At 69.0% G+C, this 19,216-nt stretch carries 17 protein-coding genes and 3 pseudogenes; 11 read left to right on the forward strand and 9 right to left on the reverse strand.

The genetic code is table 11. The features are described 5' to 3' along the window. The first annotated feature begins 953 nt into the window (after positions 1-953). The 3 genes from ADL29_RS30755 (at position 954) to ADL29_RS46380 (ending at position 3,191) form a co-directional block, all read left to right on the forward strand. On the forward strand, positions 954-1,703 hold the full coding sequence (locus ADL29_RS30755; RefSeq protein WP_053926887.1) for a nucleotidyltransferase family protein: 750 nt from the start codon (positions 954-956) through the stop codon (positions 1,701-1,703). A gap of 12 nt (positions 1,704-1,715) precedes the next feature. Then, complete coding sequence (locus ADL29_RS30760; RefSeq protein ID WP_053926832.1) at positions 1,716-2,582, forward strand: TIGR03620 family F420-dependent LLM class oxidoreductase; 867 nt, start codon at positions 1,716-1,718, stop codon at positions 2,580-2,582. 78 nt (positions 2,583-2,660) lie between these two features. Beyond that, positions 2,661-3,191, forward strand: a complete 531-nt coding sequence (locus tag ADL29_RS46380; RefSeq protein WP_342671185.1) for a MarR family winged helix-turn-helix transcriptional regulator — start codon at positions 2,661-2,663, stop codon at positions 3,189-3,191. Here the strand turns inward: ADL29_RS46380 and infA are convergent. From infA to ADL29_RS30775, 3 genes are all read right to left on the reverse strand, one after another. After that, positions 3,188-3,412, reverse strand: coding sequence for a translation initiation factor IF-1 (infA, locus tag ADL29_RS30765; protein WP_046930064.1), 225 nt, complete (start codon positions 3,410-3,412; stop codon positions 3,188-3,190). The genes ADL29_RS46380 and infA overlap by 4 nt on opposite strands. Further along, positions 3,409-4,200, reverse strand: coding sequence for a GNAT family N-acetyltransferase (locus ADL29_RS30770; RefSeq protein ID WP_053926833.1), 792 nt, complete (start codon positions 4,198-4,200; stop codon positions 3,409-3,411). The genes infA and ADL29_RS30770 overlap by 4 nt, the downstream gene beginning before the upstream one ends. A gap of 371 nt (positions 4,201-4,571) precedes the next feature. Then, complete coding sequence (locus ADL29_RS30775; RefSeq protein ID WP_053926834.1) at positions 4,572-5,549, reverse strand: GNAT family N-acetyltransferase; 978 nt, start codon at positions 5,547-5,549, stop codon at positions 4,572-4,574. A 53-nt stretch (positions 5,550-5,602) separates the two neighbouring features. Between ADL29_RS30775 and ADL29_RS30780 the strand changes: the two genes are divergently transcribed. Then, positions 5,603-6,247 (forward strand): TetR/AcrR family transcriptional regulator, encoded by a 645-nt coding sequence (locus tag ADL29_RS30780; RefSeq protein WP_053926835.1) that lies wholly within the window; start codon positions 5,603-5,605, stop codon positions 6,245-6,247. A 5-nt stretch (positions 6,248-6,252) separates the two neighbouring features. Here the strand turns inward: ADL29_RS30780 and ADL29_RS45620 are convergent. The 3 genes and pseudogenes from ADL29_RS45620 to ADL29_RS30795 form a co-directional block, all read right to left on the reverse strand. Then, positions 6,253-6,521: pseudogene (locus tag ADL29_RS45620) on the reverse strand (IS5/IS1182 family transposase); the annotation flags it as partial. Positions 6,522-6,958: 437 nt separating this feature from the next. Beyond that, positions 6,959-8,785, reverse strand: a complete 1,827-nt coding sequence (asnB, locus tag ADL29_RS30790) for an asparagine synthase (glutamine-hydrolyzing) (protein ID WP_053926837.1) — start codon at positions 8,783-8,785, stop codon at positions 6,959-6,961. Positions 8,786-8,801: 16 nt separating this feature from the next. After that, positions 8,802-10,211 carry an MFS transporter gene (locus tag ADL29_RS30795; RefSeq protein ID WP_053926838.1) on the reverse strand — a complete coding sequence of 470 codons (1,410 nt, stop codon included), beginning with the start codon at positions 10,209-10,211 and terminating at the stop codon, positions 8,802-8,804. Between the two features lie 408 nt (positions 10,212-10,619). Between ADL29_RS30795 and ADL29_RS30800 the strand changes: the two genes are divergently transcribed. After that, positions 10,620-10,835, forward strand: coding sequence for a heavy-metal-associated domain-containing protein (locus ADL29_RS30800; RefSeq protein WP_053926839.1), 216 nt, complete (start codon positions 10,620-10,622; stop codon positions 10,833-10,835). Positions 10,836-11,176: 341 nt separating this feature from the next. On the opposite strand, the gene ADL29_RS30805 is transcribed toward ADL29_RS30800, so the two are convergent. Both ADL29_RS30805 and ADL29_RS30810 read right to left on the reverse strand, forming a co-directional pair. Beyond that, on the reverse strand, positions 11,177-11,602 hold the full coding sequence (locus tag ADL29_RS30805; protein ID WP_425424295.1) for a helix-turn-helix transcriptional regulator: 426 nt from the start codon (positions 11,600-11,602) through the stop codon (positions 11,177-11,179). Between the two features lie 250 nt (positions 11,603-11,852). Then, positions 11,853-12,539, reverse strand: coding sequence for a hypothetical protein (locus tag ADL29_RS30810; protein WP_245689706.1), 687 nt, complete (start codon positions 12,537-12,539; stop codon positions 11,853-11,855). Between the two features lie 127 nt (positions 12,540-12,666). Between ADL29_RS30810 and ADL29_RS30815 the strand changes: the two genes are divergently transcribed. From ADL29_RS30815 to ADL29_RS30830, 6 genes and pseudogenes are all read left to right on the forward strand, one after another. Beyond that, positions 12,667-13,602: an META domain-containing protein gene (locus ADL29_RS30815; protein WP_053926841.1), complete on the forward strand. Its 936-nt coding sequence runs from the start codon at positions 12,667-12,669 to the stop codon at positions 13,600-13,602. Positions 13,603-14,013: 411 nt separating this feature from the next. Next, complete coding sequence (locus tag ADL29_RS30820; protein ID WP_053926842.1) at positions 14,014-14,511, forward strand: DUF1003 domain-containing protein; 498 nt, start codon at positions 14,014-14,016, stop codon at positions 14,509-14,511. A 1,094-nt stretch (positions 14,512-15,605) separates the two neighbouring features. After that, a complete protein-coding gene (locus tag ADL29_RS30825) occupies positions 15,606-16,670 on the forward strand; it encodes an NAD(+)/NADH kinase (RefSeq protein ID WP_053926843.1) in 1,065 nt (354 codons plus the stop codon). 159 nt (positions 16,671-16,829) lie between these two features. Then, a pseudogene (locus tag ADL29_RS44690) lies at positions 16,830-16,969 on the forward strand (IS481 family transposase); the annotation flags it as partial. A 3-nt stretch (positions 16,970-16,972) separates the two neighbouring features. Further along, positions 16,973-17,095 (forward strand): annotated as a pseudogene (locus tag ADL29_RS44695) (VOC family protein); the annotation flags it as partial. Positions 17,096-17,258: 163 nt separating this feature from the next. Further along, entirely contained in the window at positions 17,259-17,618 is a 360-nt protein-coding gene (locus ADL29_RS30830) for a UBP-type zinc finger domain-containing protein (protein ID WP_053926844.1), read from the forward strand. 27 nt (positions 17,619-17,645) lie between these two features. On the opposite strand, the gene ADL29_RS30835 is transcribed toward ADL29_RS30830, so the two are convergent. Further along, a complete protein-coding gene (locus tag ADL29_RS30835; protein ID WP_053926845.1) occupies positions 17,646-18,590 on the reverse strand; it encodes a DUF5996 family protein in 945 nt (314 codons plus the stop codon). Between the last annotated feature and the right edge of the window lie 626 nt (positions 18,591-19,216).

Below are 19,216 nucleotides of genomic sequence, written 5' to 3' on the forward strand. Positions count from 1 at the left end.
CCATTTTCGGTCGGCGCGAGGGTGTGGCCTCATGGTTCACCCGCAAGCAGTGAGAAACGTCGGACACCCGGTTGTGGTCGCGGCCGACCGTGCTGCACCACCGGTTGCCTTTTCTTGCCCCTCGCTGGATGGCATGCGGCCCCGCCCATCCGTACGGACAACCCCGCTCGACCCCGCCACGACCCGACCCGACCCGACCACGATGCCTGGCCAACCAGCGCGAAACACTTACGCTCGGGGCGCTGACTCGGTAGTGAAGGTGCGTATGAGGGTTCCTGCGTAGGTCGCGTCCGCGGAGCGGTGGAAAAGGGGTCAACGCAGAGTTCCGTGGGGTTGATGTCACGCGGCTTCTTCGAGTGCCGCTGCGATCTCAACGGGTGCCTTGAGCAGCGGGGTTGGTGGTTTGAGCAGAGCGTGGCCGAGGTCTTGCACGGAGCGCAAGGCGGCGGGTGTCATGTCGAAGCCGTGCCTGCCGCGTGAGGCCCGGTCGAGGACCGCCCACGGCCGATACGGCGTCGGCTACCCCGAGGCGCCTACTTCGGTGCGAACGCCCCGTCGTCGACGCCATCCGCCATCAGCTCGCCGAGCACCTGGCAAGCCGTGATTCAGGACGTCGTCGTCTTGGGCCACGACCCGTGGCTCCAGACGGACCGCGTTGCATGGAAGAAGCTGGTCGAGGCCGCCGGCGGCCGGTGGCGGCGGGTTCTACCTGCCGATCGACCGGGACGGACTCCTGCGGCACCTGGCCGACCGGAACCGGCGCGAGGACGCCGGCGCCCGTACAGGTATGGCGGACGCAGAGGCGACGATCGGACGGAACCCGCGTGTTCCCGGGTTGTGGTGCTGGACGACGAGGCATTGGGTGATCCGGCTTCGGGTGCCTGGCAAGACCGGATCGGGGCACGGGGAGTTGGTGTTCCAGGAAGAACAGGCGCGGCGTACGCTATGTGATCGTGTCGCGACTCTCGGATGGTGCGGGCGGCGGGGATACCGGACTCGGGACAGTGCGTCAGGCGGTCATCCTGGCCGGCGGCTTCGGCAGCCGGTTGTGGCCACTGACGCGGACCCGGCCGAAATCGATGGTCGAAGTGCGCGGCACTCCGATCCTGCGCCATCAACTCGACTGGTTCGCCGAGTCGGGCGTGGAACAGGTCGTCGTCTCCGCGGGGCACCTGGCGCCGGTGATCGGCGACTACCTCGCCTCCCACCAGCTGCCGCTGCGTGCGGAGGTGGTGGTCGAGGAACGACCCCTGGGCCGGGGTGGCGGGCTCAAGCTTGCGGCTGCCGCCCTGGACCGGCTCGACGAGCCGTGGCTGGCGGTGTACGGGGACATCTGGACGCGGTTTTCGCTCGCCGGGATGTTCGCTCACCATCGGCGTCACGCCGCGCTGGCCACGGTTGCCCTGCCCCGCCCTTGGCTGCCCAGGGGCAGCGTCGACTGTGACGAGCGGGGCCGAGTGACCACGCTCGTCTCGCACGCGCCACCGCCGTTCCGGGTGAACGGCGGCGTCTACGTCTTCGCCCCGCGCGTTGTGGAACTGCTGCCCGACGAGGGCGACCACGAGGAGGTCACCCTCCCTCGTCTGATACGGGCACGGCAGCTGATCGGATATCTGGTGGACGGCCCGTGGCGGGCCATCAACACCCCACATGACCTGGACGACATCGAACGCGAACTCGCTTCGGCTGCGGATGACGCGTAGAAGAGGATCGCCATGCTGCTCGGACGGATCGGTGTATGGAGTGTGGGACTCACCCACGGGGACCGCACCGAGGCGAGGGACGCCGCAGCGGAGCTGGAGGCACTCGGCTACGGCACGCTGTGGTTGGGCGGCACCCCCGGCGACAACCCGCAGCCGGATCTCGCTGCTGCAGCCGAAGTACTGGCGGCGACCAGACGGACGGTGGTAGCAACCGCCTGCCTCTCCATCTGGACACACACCCCGGACCGGCTCGCCGCAGCCTACGGGGCACTGCCCGCCGCCGACCGCGCCCGACTGGTCACGGGCCTGGCGGTGAGCCACGCCCCGTTCGCCGAACACTACGGGCGGCCGCTGACCGCCATGCGCCGCTATCTCGACGCTCTGGACGCCATCGGCACCGGACCGCCGCCCTCCGCACGGCTCATCGGCGCACACCGCCCGCGGATGACACAGCTGGCCGCAGCCCGGACCGCCGGCATCCAGCCCTATCTCGTAGACACCCGCTACACCGCGCGGGCCCGTGCGCTGCTGGGCACGGGCCCGCTGCTGGCTCCGGTGCAGACCGTGGTCCCGCTCACCGACCCGATCACGGCCCGGGCAGCGGCCCGCACCGTGCTCGCGCCCTATCTGGCACTGCCCAACCTCACCCGAACCTGGCTCGACTCAGGCTTCACCGAGGCCGATCTCCAGCACGGCGGCAGCGACCGCCTCGTCGACAGGCTCGTCGCCTGGGGGGACACCGAGCGGATTACCGCCCGCATCACCAGCCATCTGCGGGCCGGTGCCGACCACGTCGCCGTCCACGTCGTCACGGAGCACCCCCGAGCCTTCCCACGCGCCGCTTGGCGCGACCTGGCCCCACGGCTCCCGACCACCTGACGATGCTGCTGGCTGCGCAAGTGCGGTGGATACAGGCATCTCGAGAGTGCCCCGCACTGCGGACAGCCAGTGTCCGCAGTGCGGTCGTCGGGAAAAGGGACACCCCGCAGGAACCCGCCCGCCGCGTTCGCACAGGGCTCTCTTCCCCGGCTGTCCCAGGTCGTCGGGCGACTGGAGAAGCGCGGCTGGGTACGCCGTAACCCCGACCCCACCGACGGCCGCTACACCGTGGCCGCCCTCACCGACGACGGGCTACGACAAGGTGGTCGCCACCGCTCCCGGAGACGTGGCGGCCGTACGCAGCTGCGTCGTCGACGCACTCACCAGGGCACAGGTCCGCCAGCTGACCACTATCGGCCGCCGTCACGGCGCGCCCTTGAGCGGGTCGGCATCCCAGATGCCGCGCAACGGGCACAGGTCCCGTCCGCACACACGCCTGCGGACGGCGGGACCGATCGGCGATGGGGGTTCGGCTCGGGCCAGACCTGCCTGCGGCGGCTGGAGCGGTGGCCGCCGCGGCCGTGCGAGCCATCATCGGGGCCCCGGTCACGGAAAGCCGTGACCGGGGCCCCAGGATCAGCTACCGCGGAAGGTGCCGACCGCCGCTAGTTCCGGTACCGGAACACGATCCGGCCGCGCGTCAGGTCGTACGGCGGGAGCTCCACCAGCACCCGGTCTTCCAGGTAGATCTTGATGTAGTTCTTGCGGATCTTCCCGCTGATGTGCGCGAGGACCTGGTGGCCGTTCTCGAGCTCCACGGTGAACATGGCGCTGCGCAGGCACTCGACGACCTTGCCCTCGACCTCGATGACGTTCTTGTTCTTCGTCATCGCACCAGCTCCAGGTTGCTACTCATCGGCCGGGCGCCGATGCTCTCGAACAGCGCCGAGGCTGCTTGGTTGGACTCGTGGACTTCGGTCCAGGCCGCGGTGAACCCGGAGCGGTGCAGCGTCCCCAGCGCGTGGGCGAGCAGCGACCGCGCGATGCCGCGGCGCTGCTCGCCGGCCCGGACCGCGACCAGCCCGATGCGCGGCCGGTTCACCGTCACCACCCGGATGAGACCCAGGTAGCGGTCCGGCGCCGCGGCCACCGCGTACTTCGACGGGTCAACGATGGTGTCGCCTTCGGAGCGGGGAATGACCTCCGCGGGCATCGACTGCCATCCGAGGGTCGCCTCGACTTCGTCACGGATCGCGCGGTCCACCGCCCGCAGCAGACTCTCGTCCGCCTGACCGGCGGGCACGAGCGTCACGCCCGAAGGCGGCAGGACCGCTTCGAGCCCTGTGACCTGAGGGTCGGTCGGCACGGCGTACTCCCACTCGCGGCGCCGGATCGTGAACCCGGCCCGCCGCCAGCCGGCCGTCAGTTCGACGTCGGCTTCGTCGACCACCGTGTACAGCGGCGCCGGCAGTTGTGCCAGCATCGCCTCGGCGAGCCGGTCGAAGGTGGCGTCGCGCCAGGCGTCGATGCTGACGAACAAGCGTCCGTCGGGCCGGTGCTCAGCATGCCCGCGGCCGACCACCAGGTCGTCATCCAGTGCATGCCATTGCCTGTCCGCGACGCGCGTGATCAACACCGCGTTCTCGCTCAGGCCAGAGGTGAAAGGCTTCGTGTTCATCGGAGTCTCCTTCCAGGAGTGCCTCGATCTCAGGCGCTCCCGGCGACACCGAACGTCAGCCGCCGGACCGTGACGGGTTGAGGGAGCACCCATGGGTAACTGTGTTCACGGGGCTCACCTCCATACGACGACTTCACGGTCCACCACGAAAGTAGCAACGGGGCGCCGCCTCGCTCAAATCATTTCCCATGAGCTCGTAACGTGATCACGATCCGGTCTACGGAGGTGCCTCAAGCAGATGACAGAACAGGCGGGTTGAGGATTCCTTGCTCTTCCAGCGCGCCCTTGACCACGGCTGGGTACCCGCAACGGCACGTCCCGCATCGTCGCCGTCACCGACGCGGGACGTGCCGTACACATGATGCGCACGGTCACTCGGTGGCGGTGGCGGGCACGTCGTCCCAGGCCAGTGACGACATCCTCCACCCCGACGGGGTCCGGAGGAACTGGGTGGTCTTGTGGCCGGAGCCCTCGAACCACTCGCCTTGGTGGAAGCCGGACTTGCGGTATTCGCTGAACCGGTGCGCGATCGACCCGAAGATCTCGGTCCGCTCAGCCACCTCCCATTCGTGGAACTCCGTCAGCGTCCCGTCTGTGAGCATCTTCTGCCGGGGCTCGATGAATGCGTCGAGGTCGTAGATCACGGGCTCGTCCCCGGCGTTCGCGATGATCCTCCCTTGCGGAATGAAGACGTCGCGGATGACCCCGAGGTCAGGCCGGCTGTCGCCGGTGTTGCTGAAGGCGCCCATGAACACCCGCATCAGCCGATCGAGCTCGGCCTGGACGCGGGACCCGGACACTTCCTCGGGAGACGGCCATTCTTCGGAAAGGACCGACCAGACTTCGCTGTCGTGCCGCGCACCTCGGTACGGATAACGCTGTCGCAGCACACCGTCACGGGTCATGCCCAGTCGGCGCGCGACGTCGATGCTGCGGGTGTTGCCCGCCGCGACCCACCATTCGACGCGGCTCATTCCGCGTTCCTGGAAGGCCCAGTCGATCAATACCCGGCAGGCCCGGGCCACCAGGCCCCGTCCCTCCCCGGCCTGCTCCAGCCAGCAGCCGATCTCGCACACCCCGGAGGCGCCGTCGAAGCGGGTGAACATGACGCCGCCGACCAGCGTGCCGTCCAGCCAGATCCCGTAGATCCGGCCGGCGTCCTGGGCCAGACGGTCGGCGTAGCGCTGGAGGGTAGCCGTGGCCGAGTCGAGGTCGGTGCTGAGCGTCGCCCAGGGTATCCACGGGTCCACGGAGACCCGGGCGCGGTCGATATGGGCGAGGAACTCCTCTACCTGCCAGGGCTCCAGGGGACGGAGTTGGGCATGGTCGCCGAGCGGAAGGGTGAACATGGGAGCCTCGCTCTCTGGATGCATAACAAGCGTTCGGTACGTAAGCTAGCAGCATGCCGCCCGCACCAGGAGACCGTGAAGCCCGCCGCAAGGACGTATCCGAGGCGGTGTGGAACGTACTCGCCGACAGGGGGTTCGGCGGGCTGACCCTGCGTACCGTCGCCGCCGCGATGGGGGTCTCGACCGGGATGCTCATGCACTACTTCCCGACCAAACGGGCCCTGCTCACGCACGCCTTGGACCTGCTGGAGAAGCGCACCGCGGAGCGGCCCCGCCGCACGCGTCCCGCCGCGGGTCTCGCCACCGTGCGCGCCATGCTCCTGGACATCCTGCCGCTGACCCCTGACGACACCGCCCGCAACCGCATCTGGGTCAGCTCCTGGGACCTCTCCCTCGCCGACGACGAACTGACCACGGAACAGGCCGACCGCTACACCCGGCTGCGCTCGACGATCCGCCCGCACCTCGAAGCCGCGCGCGAACTTGGCGAGCTCCCCGCAGCCGCCGACCCGGACCAACTTGCCGCCACTGCCGTCGCCTTCACCCATGGACTCGTCGTCCAGGCCCTCTTCGACCCCGGCCGATTCCCCCAGGACGTACAGATCACCATGCTCGACGACTTCCTCGCCTCGATCGCGCTGCCCCGGTCCGACGGCGGCAGCCGACCGGTCCCTGGTATCGGCGTACGGTCTTACTGATCACTTCAGAGTGAGGTTCGCAGCGGTCTCAAGCAGATGATGCTGCAGGCGAATTGGAGCAGCCCGAGGTGCAGGTCGACGCGTATCTCGTAGCGGGTCCGCAGTCGTTTGAACTGGTGGCGCCGAGCGAAGATCCGCTCGACGACCCAGCGGCCCCCACGCCGGAACCGTGGGCGGTGCCCTTGCGGGCGATCTTCGGCGTGATGCCTCGAGCTCGGAGAAGACGGCGGCACTTGTCGTAGTCGTAGCCGCGGGCGGCGAACACGTGCTTCGGCAGGCGATGAGGGTGTCGGCCGGTTCCTGGAAACGGGGGCGCAGGCTCTCGATGCGGCGGGGGTGAAGGCGTCGGTGACGAAGCGCCGCATACGGGTGTGCTTGGGCGGGTCCTGGTGGAGGAGGTGGACCTGGAGCTGGGAGTGCTGCGGTTCGGTCATGATCGAGGCCGCGGGCGCGCCAGCGGTCGTTGCGCGGTCGTGGTTCTTGCCCAGGCCGTCGTCGTTCAACGCGCAGTGCGCGGCGTCGTAGCCGGTGACGAGCCAGGCTTGTACACCGCTGGGGAAAAGCACGCGGTGGACCGGGCCGGCCCGCGCATCCGCTCGTAGAGCGGGTAGGGGTTGCTCTTGTAAGGGCAGCCGGTCAGCGGGACCGGGTCGGGCAGGCGCTCGGGTTTCACGGGCCAGCAGGGTTCCCGGAGGGGCATGGGAAGGCTCCTCAGAAGGCGAGTTCGGGCCGGTGGTGGTCCAGCCAGAGGGCGAGGTCGACGACACGTTCGAGGCGGAGGCGGTGGCCCCACTCCAGCCGGTCGGGCGGGGTGTCGAGGCAGGGCTTGATGCGGGCCTCGTCGGCCAGGGCACGGACTTGCTCGGAGGACAGGGCGTCGCGGGCCAGGTCCTGCAGGCCGCGGTTGTATTCGGGGTGGTGGGTGGCCGGGTAGTGGTTTTTGGGGCGCCACAGGACCGACTCCGGCGCGAGGCCGGTACTGGCGGCGCGCAGCAGGCTCTTCTCCCGGCCGTCGAAGCTCTTCAGTGCCCAGGGTGTGGCGAAGGCGTACTCGACGAGGCGGTGGTCGCAGTAGGGGACGCGGACCTCCAGGCCCTGGGCCATGCTCAACCGGTCCTTGCGGTGCAGGAGTTGGCGCAGCCAGCGGGTCAGGGACAGGTGCTGCATCTCGCGTTGCCGGTGTTCGGCGGGGGTTTCGTCGTCCCGATGAGGTACGGCGGCCAGCGCGCTGCGGTAGGTGTCCTGGCGGAACTCCCCCATGCGCAGGTCGAGCTCCGGGTTGAGCGGCATCGCGGCCTCGTCACCGGTGACGAGCAGCCACGGGAAGGTGGCTGCGGTCAGCGCCTTGGAGCTGTGGAACCAGGGGTAGCCGCCGAAGACCTCGTCCGCCGCCTCGCCGGAGAGGGCCACGGTGGAGTGTTTGCGGATCTCGCCGAACAGCAGATACAGCGAGGTGTCCATGTCGCCGACGCCAATCGGCGAGTCCCTGGCCACGACGACCGCCTTGCGGTGCTCGGGGTCGAGCAGGGCACGTGGATCGAGGACGACCGTGCTGTGGTCGGTGCCGATGAAGGCGCCGGCCTCGGTGGCGTAGGGGGTGTCGTGGCCGGTGCGCAGCACGTCGCCGGTGAACTGCTCCGCCTGGTCGCTGTAGTCGACGGCGTAGGAGCGAATGCGGGCGGCCGGCCCCTCGCGCAGACGGAGTTCGTCGGCGAGCAACGCGGTCAGCACGGTGGAGTCGATGCCGCCGGACAGCAGGCTGCACAGCGGGACGTCGGCCTCCAACTGGCTGCGGGCGGCCGTGCCGACCAGGTCGCGGATCCGTTCGACGGCCGTGTCCTGGTTGTCTTCGAAAAGACCCGCCGCCAGCTGCCAGTAGCGGCGTTCGCGGATGCCGTCCCGGTCCAGGACGAGCAGGCCGCCGGGCTCCACCTCCCGTACGCCCGACCACACGGTCGGACCGGTGTTGAAGAGCAGGCTGTACGCCTCCCGCAGCCCGTCGGCGTCCACCCGGGGCCGGATCTCGGGGTGGGCGAACAGGGCCTTGGGCTCGGAGGCGAAGGCCAGGCCACCGTCGACGGCTGCCCAGAAGAGGGGCTTGACGCCGAGCCGGTCGCGGACCAGGAGCAGTCGCTGCGCGCGCTCGTCCCAGACGGCGAAGGCGAACATGCCCTCCAGGTGGTCGGCGAGGTCCTCGCCCCACTCGGCGTACGCGCGCAATACCACCTCGGTGTCGCTGCGCGTACGGAAAACGTGTCCCCGACCGCGGAGTTCGGCCCGCAGCTCGTGATGGTTGTACACCTCGCCGCTGTAGCTCAGGACGATGGTCGGCCGGTCGGGCCGGTCGGTCATCGGCTGTACGCCGCCGGTCAGGTCGATGACGGCCAAGCGGCGGTGGCCGATCGCGGCGCGCTCGCCGAGCCAGACACCGCCGGCGTCCGGGCCGCGCGGGGTGAGGGTGGCGGTCATGGCCTCGATGACCGGTGCCTGAGTGCGGGCGTCGTGGTGGAAGGACGCCCAGCCGGTGATTCCGCACATGGGGGTGGCTCCTGGGTCAGTTGTGGGCGGCGGGCGCCGCGTCGGCGGTCTTCTCGGGCACAGAGGTGGGCCGCCTGCTGGGCAGGGCAAGGAGGGGTACGGCGAGACAGGCGGCGGTGGCGGCCAGCGCGAGCCCGGCCCGTACGCCCGCGCCGGGTCCGGTCAGCCCGCAGGCGGCGGTGGCCAGGGCGGGGCCGAGGGTGAAGCCGAGACTGCGGGCGAGCTGCACCGTGGAACCGACGGTCGCGGTCCGGCCCGGCGGGGCGGCGCCCATGACCAGGGCCTGGGTCGGGCCGCCGGTCAAGCCCAGGCCGACGCCCGCCAGCGCCAGCCGCCAGGCCACGTCCAGCGGTGACCAGCCGTCGCCCAGCGGGACCAGCAGGAGCAGGCCGGCAGCCGTGAAGGCAGCACCGGTGACCGCGACCGGCCGGGCGCCATACCTGTCGGCGAGGCGCCCGCCGAGCGGTCCGGCCAGTCCCATGCCCAGGGGGAAGGCGAGGACGGTCAGCCCGGTCGTGGTGGCGCTGACACCGTTGTCTCGCTGGAGGTGCAGAGCGACCACGTAGTGCATGGCAGCAAATCCGGCCGCGAGGGCCAGTACCGCGCTGTGGGCCCGGGACAGACCGGTGGCTCGCAGGACAACACCCACCGGTCGACCGCCCGGACCACGCAGCCACCACCAGAGCGGCGGGACCGCCGCGATCGCCAGCACCAGCCACGACGGGCGGTCCGCTGCCAGGGTCAGCGCCAGGAGCAGGACCGCCACACCCGACGCCACCAGCAACGTGTCCGCCGCCGACCGCCGGTCGGGCCGACGCAACCCGCCATCCCGCGGCATGGCCCGCCAGGCAACGACCAGGGCGAGCACACAGAAGGGGATCTTCACCAGGAAGACGGAGCGCCAGCCCAGGTGGTCCAGCAGCAGCCCGCCCACAGCCGGTCCGGTCACCGCGCCCAGCGGGCCCAAGGTGGCGGGCACGCTCATCGCCCGTCCGCGCAGCTCCGGTCGTACGGAACGGATCGCGAGGACCGGCATCAGCACGAACAGCACCGCCCCGAACGCGCCCTGCACAAGGCGGGCGGCGATCAGCCAGGCCGCCCAGGGTGCCGCAGCGGCCAGGGCGCTGCACAGGCCGAAGCCGCAGGTTGCAGCCAGCACTGCGGAACGCAGCCCCACCCCGTCAAGCCATCTGCCGACGGGCAACAGCAAGGCCACGACCGGTAGTTGGTAACCGAGAACAGCCCATTGGGCAGTGGCGGTGGACACATGCAGACCGTCGGCGATGTCCGCCAAGGCGACGTTGACGATGTTCATATCGAGCATCGCCACGAACGCCAGCACGCCCGCCACGGCGACCAGCGGCCAGCAGTCCTCACCTACGGGTATGTGACCGGGCCGATCCGTACCGGGACCGTCGTGTGCCACCCTTCCCCCCTCATCACCACGAGCGTGCTGCCGGACGGCAACCCGTCCCATAAGTCGAGAGGGATCCGGGATGAGTTCCCCGCCGTACCCAGAAAAAGTGACCGGTGAGCTGGTTCTTCACGCTGATCAGCCGAGCAGGTCGTTCTCCACAAGCAGAGTCCGAGGCAGAGCCCGAGACAGAGCCCGAGACAGTGAGCGAATCGACGTGGCGCGTTCCGATGGCGACGGCGGCGCGATGCCCCGCCCTGCGGCCGGCCCCCTCCCCCGTTCTCAGCCTCGAGATCGCCGCCCCGCCGTGGAACTCCGCACTCCGCTCAACCGACTCCTGACGTGTGGGCACTTGCCTGAACCCCGCACCCGCGGATCGGTCCACCTCTGAAAGCCCCCATGACACCCAGGAGTTCTCGTATGGCCCAGAAGCAATACAACGTCACCGGTATGAGCTGTGAGCACTGCGTGGCGAGCGTCACGGAAGAGGTCTCCGCGGTGCCAGGGGTCAACGAGGTCGTGGTCGACCTCGCCGCTGACACCGTCACGGTGCACGGTACGGACCTCGATGACGAGCGGCTGCGCGCCGCCATCGTCGAGGCCGGTTACGGCGTCGACGCCCCAGTAGCAGCCTGATCCCGACCGTGGGAAGTTCCAGGGCAGGGCACGCCCTGCCCTGCCCTGGAACTCGGGCGTCGTCGAAGGACACGTCAACCGCATCAAGATGCTCAGACGCCAGATGTTCGGCCGCGCGGGCTTCGCCCTCCTGCGAAAGCGAGTCCTGCTCGCGCCGTGACGCAGACTGTCTGCCGAGAGGCCAAGCAGCACTGGTCTGTCTGGAACACCGGAAATGGCGGCAGTGTGACGCAGGCCAGGTCTGCTCCCTCACCGCCCTGTACGGGCTCGCATCGCGGTGAGCCGTACTTCGCCCGCAACCGGATCCCGGTCACCACGAACGTCGAAGGCGCCTCCCGGCGTCAGTGGGCTCCGTAGGCTCGGGCAAGTACGCCCCCAGTGGCGGCCGTGGCCTGGCGCAGTTCGGCAGGTGAGACGACCTCGACGTCGATACCTAGCCGCAGCAGCTCCCCGCAGGCGTGGTCAATGCTCTCGATCGGGATGACAGCCTCGACCCATCCGTCGTCCTTGACGGCAGTCGCGGTGGAGTCGACTGCCCGCACCACCTCCGGAGGGACGTTGTCGGGCAGGCGCCGGCGTCCGCGCGGGGACAGGCGGATGGTGGCTGTGCCCGTGTAGCGGCGTGCCTCGAAATCGTTGAGGTACGAGGTCCAGTGCGCGCCCAGGTCGAAACCCTGCGGCCGGTCGAACCGCTCGTCGCTGGGCACCGCATCGAGGACTTGGGTGACCCGGTAGGTCGCGGTCCGACTCTCCGCCGCGGCGGCCACGAGATACCAGATACCGGATACCGGATACCGGATACCGGATACCGGATACCGGATTTGAGTACCAAGCCGTAGGGACGAAGACGGCGATTCACCTCCTGCGGCGCGCGCCAACGCCGATAGCGCACATCCACCGCACGCCGCGTGAGCAGCGCGTCGACCAGCAGGGGCAGAAACGGCGTCTGCTGCCTCGGACAGGACGCCGTTCTTGTGGGTGAGGCAGTCGGCGCGCCTGCCCATGGCCACTACCGACTCATTGCGTTCTCAGCTTGCGGCTTCCGGCTCGGTTCTTCGCGATGTTTCGAATTTTCCTTCTGCTGCCTGACTCGGCGAGCAGGGCGAGTACCGCAGGCGGCGTCGACTCCTCGGCGAGGACGCGCTGCATCCAGTCCGTGACCTTCGCCAACTCGGCCGGTGTCGGCACGTGACCGTCCTCGATGGACAGGTAGAACAGCCAGTCGTGGATGCGGCGGCGGATGAACTCGCGGTACCCCTCCGTCTTGAGCTGGTCGATCTCTGGCAGTAGTTCGGCCGACCACTGCCGGAACTCGGCAGGACCGGTCACCTTCATCGCGATCCTGTCCACGAGGGTGACCACCGCCGTCTTGGACGTCATCTCGTTGGGGTCGCGCAGGATCATGGCCACGATCGCGCGGTCTCGGTCGCGGCTTCGCGAGGAAGCAGTCACCAAGACGACGCGTCGGTACGCGGACGATCGCACGTGCTCGTCCGCGACGGCATCGTCGACGTCCACGTCGAGGATGCCGGCCCCCGCTAGCAATTCGGCCACATCGGAATGCAATGTCATCGCTTCATCCTTTCTTGCAGGGCCGGACTCCACATCGCGGGCATCTTCCTCTGGTCCGCACGCTGCTCCAAACGAAACGGCGTAGATGGCGAAGGTCAGACGATGCACGAAGGCCGCCTCGGCTGCCTGCATGCCGGCAGAGGGAGGCGGTTCGTCGTGGGCTGCGGTCGCATGGATCCGAAACCCTGCAGGGAGATCTTGCGTCTTCCTCCGCGTGCCTTTGTCTCGAAGATCCCCTCTCGTATCCGTCGCCGTCGGGATGACGGCGCTCCTCGCGCTTTCCGCGTGCGGTGGCGCGCCTTCCGCTCGCGGCAGGCAGGGCGGCGGCGCGTCGGAGAGCGGCTCTGCTTCCCCGTCACCGGCGAAGCAGAGGCCGGCGGGTGCTGGTGGGCTGCTGTCGGGAGGGGTCTGGGCGGTCCAGGAGGTCGAGATCGATGGCCACAGGGAGGATCTGCCGTCCGAGGCCCGGGGGTGGGTCGCCGTTCAGAGCGACGGCACGGCGTCGGGCAGTTACGGGTGCACGCCGTTCCGCACCCAAGCGAAGGTGACGGCGACGCGCCTCACGCTGGGCAAGGAGGTGGCGCCCCTCCCCTCCCCCTCCCTCCCACCCACCCGACCGGAAGACGGACCGGGCCCGTGCCATCCGGACGACGTAGCCGACACAGCGCCACTGGCGGACTTCGAGAAAAAGATGAAAGCCGCCTTCAGCGGAGAGCTCTCGCTGTCCACGAAGCGCACTCCCGGCTACCCCCTCCAGTTGCACGTCAAGAACCAACAGGGCTACGACATCACGTTCGCGCAGGCCAGGCGCGAGGACTTCTTCCAGATCAGGTGGCAGCTCGTCGATACCACCCAGTACGACAGCCACGGCGCGGAATTCACCGCCGGTGACCAGATGTACTTCGACTTCCACGACAACGGTGAGGTGAGCGGCAAACTCGGCTGCAACGCTTTCACCGCCAAAGCCACGTTCGCCGGTACCCACCTCTACTTCAATGACGCGGCTCTGACGACGCAGCGCACCTGCAGCGAAAAGATCACGAAAGACGAGGCGAGCGTCCTCGCGACCCTGAAGAAGTCACTCAACTACTCGTACTGGGCGGAACCAGACAGTCTCACCCTGTCCCTCAATGAGGACTTGGCTTTCCCTGCGAGAGAAACCGGTTTCACCTTCCGCGGGGTACCGCGCCCGTAGGCAGGAATTGCCGACCATTGTCCACGGCTTCTGCCACTGGACGCGTCACCATCTCGATCACGTCGAGAACGCGCGACGGCGCTACGCCACCCCGGATCGCATCGCCCACGCGACATTGTCCAGCGGAGCGTGATCTCCGCGTCGCCGCACGGGGGTCGCGAACGGGGACGCCGCATCTACGCGTTGGCCAGAGTCCGACAACCCTGGTCGTTCGTTCCCGCCTGCCCTTGCCCCATGCGCAGTGTGGGCGCAGGACGTGCCGTTGCTGCCAGCAGGTTTTCGCTCATGGATACGGCGGCGGGCGGTGGCGAGAACCAAGGAGCAGGTCCTCAATCCACTCGCCCGGGTGGCAACGCGCCGAGAGGACCACTCTTTCCTTGCCGCCGCCCGCGGCGCGTGCAGGATGACGGCATGACGTCCCATCACGGCGGCCCGACGGGCGGCCATTGGCCGCACCCCGTCATCCGTCTCCCACATGAGCAGGAGCTCTTCGCGCGTGGGCGCGGTGTACAGGACCACATCGCGGACGCGATCACCGCTTTCGCGGGATCCATGGCTTTTGTGTATGTGCACATGGTGTGGTTCGCCGGCTGGATCCTGATCAACGAAGGACTCTTCGGCCAGGCCGCCGTCTTCGACCCCTTCCCCTTCGGGCTGCTCACCATGATCGTCAGCCTTGAGGCGATCTTCCTGTCGACGTTCGTCATGGTCAGCCAGAACCGCCAGGCCGCGCGCGACGCGATTCGCGCCGATCTCAACTTCGAGGCCAGTGTGCGTTCGGAGGTCTGGTCGACGAACTTGGGGCGCGCCCTGGGCCTGGACCCCGAAGAGATCGAGCGGCAGACACAGGAGCTCATCGCGACGAGCCGGGCCAAGATGAACAACGAGATGGGACGACCTCAGGCTTGAGCGCCGAGCGCGGCGCGGGCGCGTACGCACGTGGCAGGCCCCGGCGCTGCATTGGGGAGTGCAGTGCCACTGCTTGAGGCGGCGATGCGGCGCAGCCGGTCGTACACGCCCCGCCCGTTGCCCTACGGGTGGGCAGGCTTCCCGCAGTCGGCCACTCCGGAGCCTCCAGCCGATGGTGTCGATCACCTGATGGTGATCACGTCAGCTGCCCCTGCCTCCAGATCCGATCCAGAAGCAACGACTCTCTCCTTACCCACTGCGCGGCGTCAGCGGCGTGCCGGACAAAGCCAACTCCGTGCGCTTCCACGGTTCTACGCCCAGTCCACGGAACCCCGTGATGAGCCGAGGGCATGCCTTCGTCACCGACCGCGTGCAGCCGTGAGCCCACCGGAGCTGCTTGCACAACCAGCCGGAGCAGGCACGCCGCATCCAGCCGGTGCACGGTCCGCCAGCGATTCGCCCCATTCCCCGGAGTGGCAGAAACGCCCTTGGCGCCATCAATGCCGATCAAGCCCAGGACGAAGCCGTAGGTCGGTCACGCCCGGACGGCGTAGTCCGAGAAGTCGTCTGCGGAACCGTGCCGATCAGCAGCTTCCAGGTATGTACGGCCGTGTGCGGTGAGGTGGGCAGGACGCACGCGGCCGTGGTCGGCGGTGGCGGGCCGGGTGATCAGGCGTCCAGCAGGCCACGCAGGACGACGTTCATGGAACGTACGTTGAGGGCGGCGCGGATGACACACGGTGGAAAGGGATACCAGCAGGGGGTGGCCGCAGCACGATTGCAGGTTTCCCAAGGGGAAATTACGCCGCTTGGCGTGAGCCGCCGCCCCAATGGAGACCGGGGGCGCCCACTAGGATGCCTCGAGAACGTAAACATCCCCATATATGAGCTATCAACCTTTGATTCACTGATGCCCGGTATGGCGCGTCGGAGCGGGGTACGGTCCGCTCACGGAGTATGTGTTCATGGCCGGCCCCATGCGGTCATGGTGCTCCGGCACCTGGTCGCCAGACGCGACGCGAAAGCCGCGACGTCCGGAACAGGTGCTCCCGCACCAGCGACCGAACCGAGCACCCGGATGGAGAGGACGCTGCGTGAGCGTGCAACGGGTTGGCATCGTCGTCCACGGGGGCCGTCCCGGCGCCGTGGCGGCCGCTGACGTGGTCCGACGGTGGTGCGAACGCCAGGATGTCGGCTGCGTTGCCATCGATGTGTGGAGCCAGGACGAACAACGGCGAGATGCGCGGGAGGAGGTCGACGCTGCCGGCGGCCCCGACCTGATCGTCACGCTCGGAGGAGACGGCACCTTCCTCCGCGGGGCACGCCTGGCCGCACAGAACGACGCGCTTGTCCTCGGTGTCGACTTGGGCACCCTAGGCTTCCTGACCGAGGTCCCGGCCGACGATGTCGAGTGCGCACTGGACACCATCCAACGCGGCCAAGCAGACATCGAGACCCGCCTCATGCTGACCATGCGTGCGTCCTGTCCGCTGCAACTCCCCGAGGGTATGGAGGCCCTCCTGCACTACGGCCGGGGTCCCGCACTGCCGTCTCCGCCGGTGCGCCCCGAGTGTGCCGTCGCCCTCGACTGGGGGATGGCCCTGAACGTGACAGCCCTCAACGACATCGTCCTGGAGAAACTGGCACGCGACCGGCAGGTCTCCCTCGGCGTGTACCTCGCGGGCCGGCTGCTCGCCTCCTACTCCGCCGACGCCGTCCTGGTCGCCACCCCCACCGGATCCACCGCCTACAGCTTCGCCGCCGGCGGCCCCGTCATCTCCCCTCGGGCCGACGCCATCATCTTCACCCCTGTCGCTCCGCACATGACATTCAACCGTTCGGTGGTGGCCGCACCCGACGAAGCCGTGGCCCTGCGCGTCCTGGGACATTCCGGTCGCGCGGCGGTGAGTGTCGACGGGCAGTTGCGCGGCGTACTGGATCCTGGGGACTGGATCGGTGTCTACGCGGCTCCGCAGCGCCTGCGCGTCGTGCGGCTCGGGCCAACCGACTTCTACGGCAGGCTGCGTGAGCGCATGCGCCTGACCGACGCCCCCGCGACAGCCGGCACCGACATCACCCCCATGTGGCCCCACACCAGCCCACCCCCCGATGACCTCGCACACCTGCGCCTTCCGCCCCTGCCTGCGGACGTCAACTGACCTCGCTCGCCCGGGTCTGCAGAACGCGGGGGTTGCCCGGCTGGTCTGGCGCGCGGTGGTCGACATGGCTGAGCGGGCCGACTTGCGTGGAGAGCACCTCGGGGTGGCCCCGCTGTCTCCCGGCGCGAAGGTATCCGTAGCTGGCGGGGGTGGAGACCAGTGACCCACCGCAACGCGCCCCTGTCACCCGAAGGTCGCCGTCGCCTGATCGAACGCTGCACGAGTCGGCCGATCGCCCCGTGGCAGCGGAGATGGGGATCTCACGTGCCTGCGCGTCCAAGTGGGTGAACCGTTACCGCCGCCCCCCGCCCATCGACCGTCGTGCCGAGCTGCGCTGCTATATGCGCGATCCCGACGGCTACCTCATCGAGGTGGGACAGGCCACCGGCCTGCTCGACGGCATCCTGGCCCGCACCGACCCCTGACCAGGGCGTCGTCCGGGCGCCCGGACGTGCTGCCGGGCCGGCAGCAGGCACCCGTACGCCCCGCCGGTTACGATGCAGGGAAGCAGGCGGACGGCCTCAGCGCGACCACCGCGAGGTCAGCTGCCCACGCCTCACCAGGGAGGCATGCCGTATGGCACCTGATATGGCACCTGACCGGATCCCAGGCATCAACCCGGCATCCGCTCCCAGCGGAGCCGGCTGTACGGACTGCCTGGCGGGCGACGGACCAGGCTGGTGGTTTCACCTGCGCCGCTGCGCCGAGTGCGGACACATCGGATGCTGCGACTCCTCACCGTCGCAACACGGCACCAAGCACGCCCGCGAGGCGGGACACCCGTTCCTCACCAGCTTCGAACCGGGCGAGAGCTGGTTCTGGAACATCGAGACCGGCGAGTACTACGACGGGCCACAGCTGCGCCCGCCCGTCGCCCATCCCTCCGACCAGCCGACACCGGGCCCCCGGGACAAGGTCCCCGCGGACTGGGAGCGGCAGCTGCACTGAGTCCCTGGCCTTCGGCCGGAGGCGAGGTCAGCCCTGCCGGGCTGCCCGCTGTGGGTCTGTCACCCCGCCAGGGCAGGCAAGCCCTTCGAGGTCCCATCCGGCACGCCCGGCACCGGCCCGGTACGCGCTGTCGTAGAAGGCGAGGACGGTGGCACGGGGATCGCTCTGGGCCCGGGCATCGTCGTACCGCAGGACGGCCAGGTGGCTGCCGGCCCGCGCGGCCCAGCTTGCCGCCGTGGGCACGAGCGGCTCCTCGGCCAGATGCGCGGGCTCCGGAGCGGTGTAGGAGTAGAACGCGGGCTCGGCGAAGGTGTCGTCCCCGAACCAGAAACCGAAGCTGATCACCTCCCGGGAGTACGCCTCCCGGGTCACCGGGTCGACCTGCGGCGGCTGGTCGACGCGCCGCTCGGAGAACCGGCTGTGGGCGATGTCGAAGGTGTGCCAGAAGTGGTGCACCGGGCTGGACTTCCCCGAGAAGCCCGCCGCGAACTCCTCCAGCACCGACGCCACCTGGCTGAGGACCCGCCAGTAGCGGTTGGCGTGCCAGGGATCGTACGTCGCGTGCTCGGTGTCCTCGGCGAACGGCCGGGCGGCGTCGGGCAGGTCGAACGGCCTGGGGATGTCGAGCCGCACGCGGACGCCCAGCGCGGCCAGCGCGTCCATGACCGCGTCGTGGAAGGACGCCACGGACTGGCCGATCAGCGGGAAGGAGATCTCCCGGCCGTCCAGAGTCGAAACAACCAGCTGATGGCCGACGAAGTCAAAATCGATCGTGTAGATCGGATTCCCGTCGACCTGCCCCATCGGGCGAGTGGTGATGCCGCGCCCCGTGAGATGGAACGGGACATTCCACCAGTGATTGCGCCGGGCGCTCGCGGCGAGGCGGACCTTCCCGACGACCTGCGCGAAGCGATGGAGCGTTTCCTTGGTGCCACACCACTCGGCGAGCGGGATCGGCGGGAACAACTCCATCGTCAACACCTTCCCCTTCCCACCCGACACTCCTCACGGCCGGACGGGGCCTGGAAGACCATGATGACCACGCCGGACAGCCGCGGCACCTCGTCAAACCCGGGAGGCGTATCAGCGTGCGTGCGCGCCACTGCCCCAGTTGGCCGAGCGCGTCTTCGGAATCGGCCCCCGGATCGGCCGGATCGGCCCGCGGCCGGCTTTGTCCACGAGATCGTGCGGCATTCGCGAATGAGGGACATCAACGATGCGTAGAGGAAGCCGACGCCTGTCGGTATGAGGCACGGCATGCATGTGCGCTCCTTTGGAGTAGGAAAACTGGACTTCGGAGGTGTGAAGTTCAAGAGTATTCTGCCGTTTTGACGGGCCATCTGCTGTGCTCGGCTCCCGAATGCCGTCCGTCGCGGCTCTGTGCTTCCCAGGCGACCTTGAGTGAGAGGTACGGGAGACAGGCGGCAATCGCAGTCATCCGCAGCGCAACGCCAACGCCTCGGCGCGAGGAGGGAGCGGGGACAGGAGGCGGGAGGTGGAGCGGCGAGGGCGCGGTGGCCGGTGCGTACGGTTATGGCGATCAGCCTTTCCCGCCCCGCTCCCCGCCCGCCTCGTCCGCACCGACGATCCGCCTCCGC

The sequence above is a fragment of the Streptomyces chattanoogensis genome, from assembly GCF_001294335.1.
In the GTDB taxonomy this organism is placed as follows: Bacteria; Actinomycetota; Actinomycetes; order Streptomycetales; family Streptomycetaceae; genus Streptomyces; species Streptomyces chattanoogensis.

Bases quoted from the DNA above. Each gene is read 5' to 3' on its own strand.
- ADL29_RS30760 (WP_053926832.1), top strand. From the start codon at position 1,716: ATGCTGCTCGGACGGATCGGTGTATGGAGTGTGGGACTCACCCACGGG.
- infA (WP_046930064.1), bottom strand. From the start codon at position 3,412: ATGACGAAGAACAAGAACGTCATCGAGGTCGAGGGCAAGGTCGTCGAG.
- ADL29_RS30770 (WP_053926833.1), bottom strand. From the start codon at position 4,200: ATGAACACGAAGCCTTTCACCTCTGGCCTGAGCGAGAACGCGGTGTTG.
- ADL29_RS30775 (WP_053926834.1), bottom strand. From the start codon at position 5,549: ATGTTCACCCTTCCGCTCGGCGACCATGCCCAACTCCGTCCCCTGGAG.
- ADL29_RS30780 (WP_053926835.1), top strand. From the start codon at position 5,603: ATGCCGCCCGCACCAGGAGACCGTGAAGCCCGCCGCAAGGACGTATCC.
- asnB (WP_053926837.1), bottom strand. From the start codon at position 8,785: ATGTGCGGAATCACCGGCTGGGCGTCCTTCCACCACGACGCCCGCACT.
- ADL29_RS30800 (WP_053926839.1), top strand. From the start codon at position 10,620: ATGGCCCAGAAGCAATACAACGTCACCGGTATGAGCTGTGAGCACTGC.
- ADL29_RS30810 (WP_245689706.1), bottom strand. From the start codon at position 12,539: ATGCAGGCAGCCGAGGCGGCCTTCGTGCATCGTCTGACCTTCGCCATC.
- ADL29_RS30815 (WP_053926841.1), top strand. From the start codon at position 12,667: ATGACGGCGCTCCTCGCGCTTTCCGCGTGCGGTGGCGCGCCTTCCGCT.
- ADL29_RS30820 (WP_053926842.1), top strand. From the start codon at position 14,014: ATGACGTCCCATCACGGCGGCCCGACGGGCGGCCATTGGCCGCACCCC.
- ADL29_RS30830 (WP_053926844.1), top strand. From the start codon at position 17,259: ATGGCACCTGACCGGATCCCAGGCATCAACCCGGCATCCGCTCCCAGC.
- ADL29_RS30835 (WP_053926845.1), bottom strand. From the start codon at position 18,590: ATGGAGTTGTTCCCGCCGATCCCGCTCGCCGAGTGGTGTGGCACCAAG.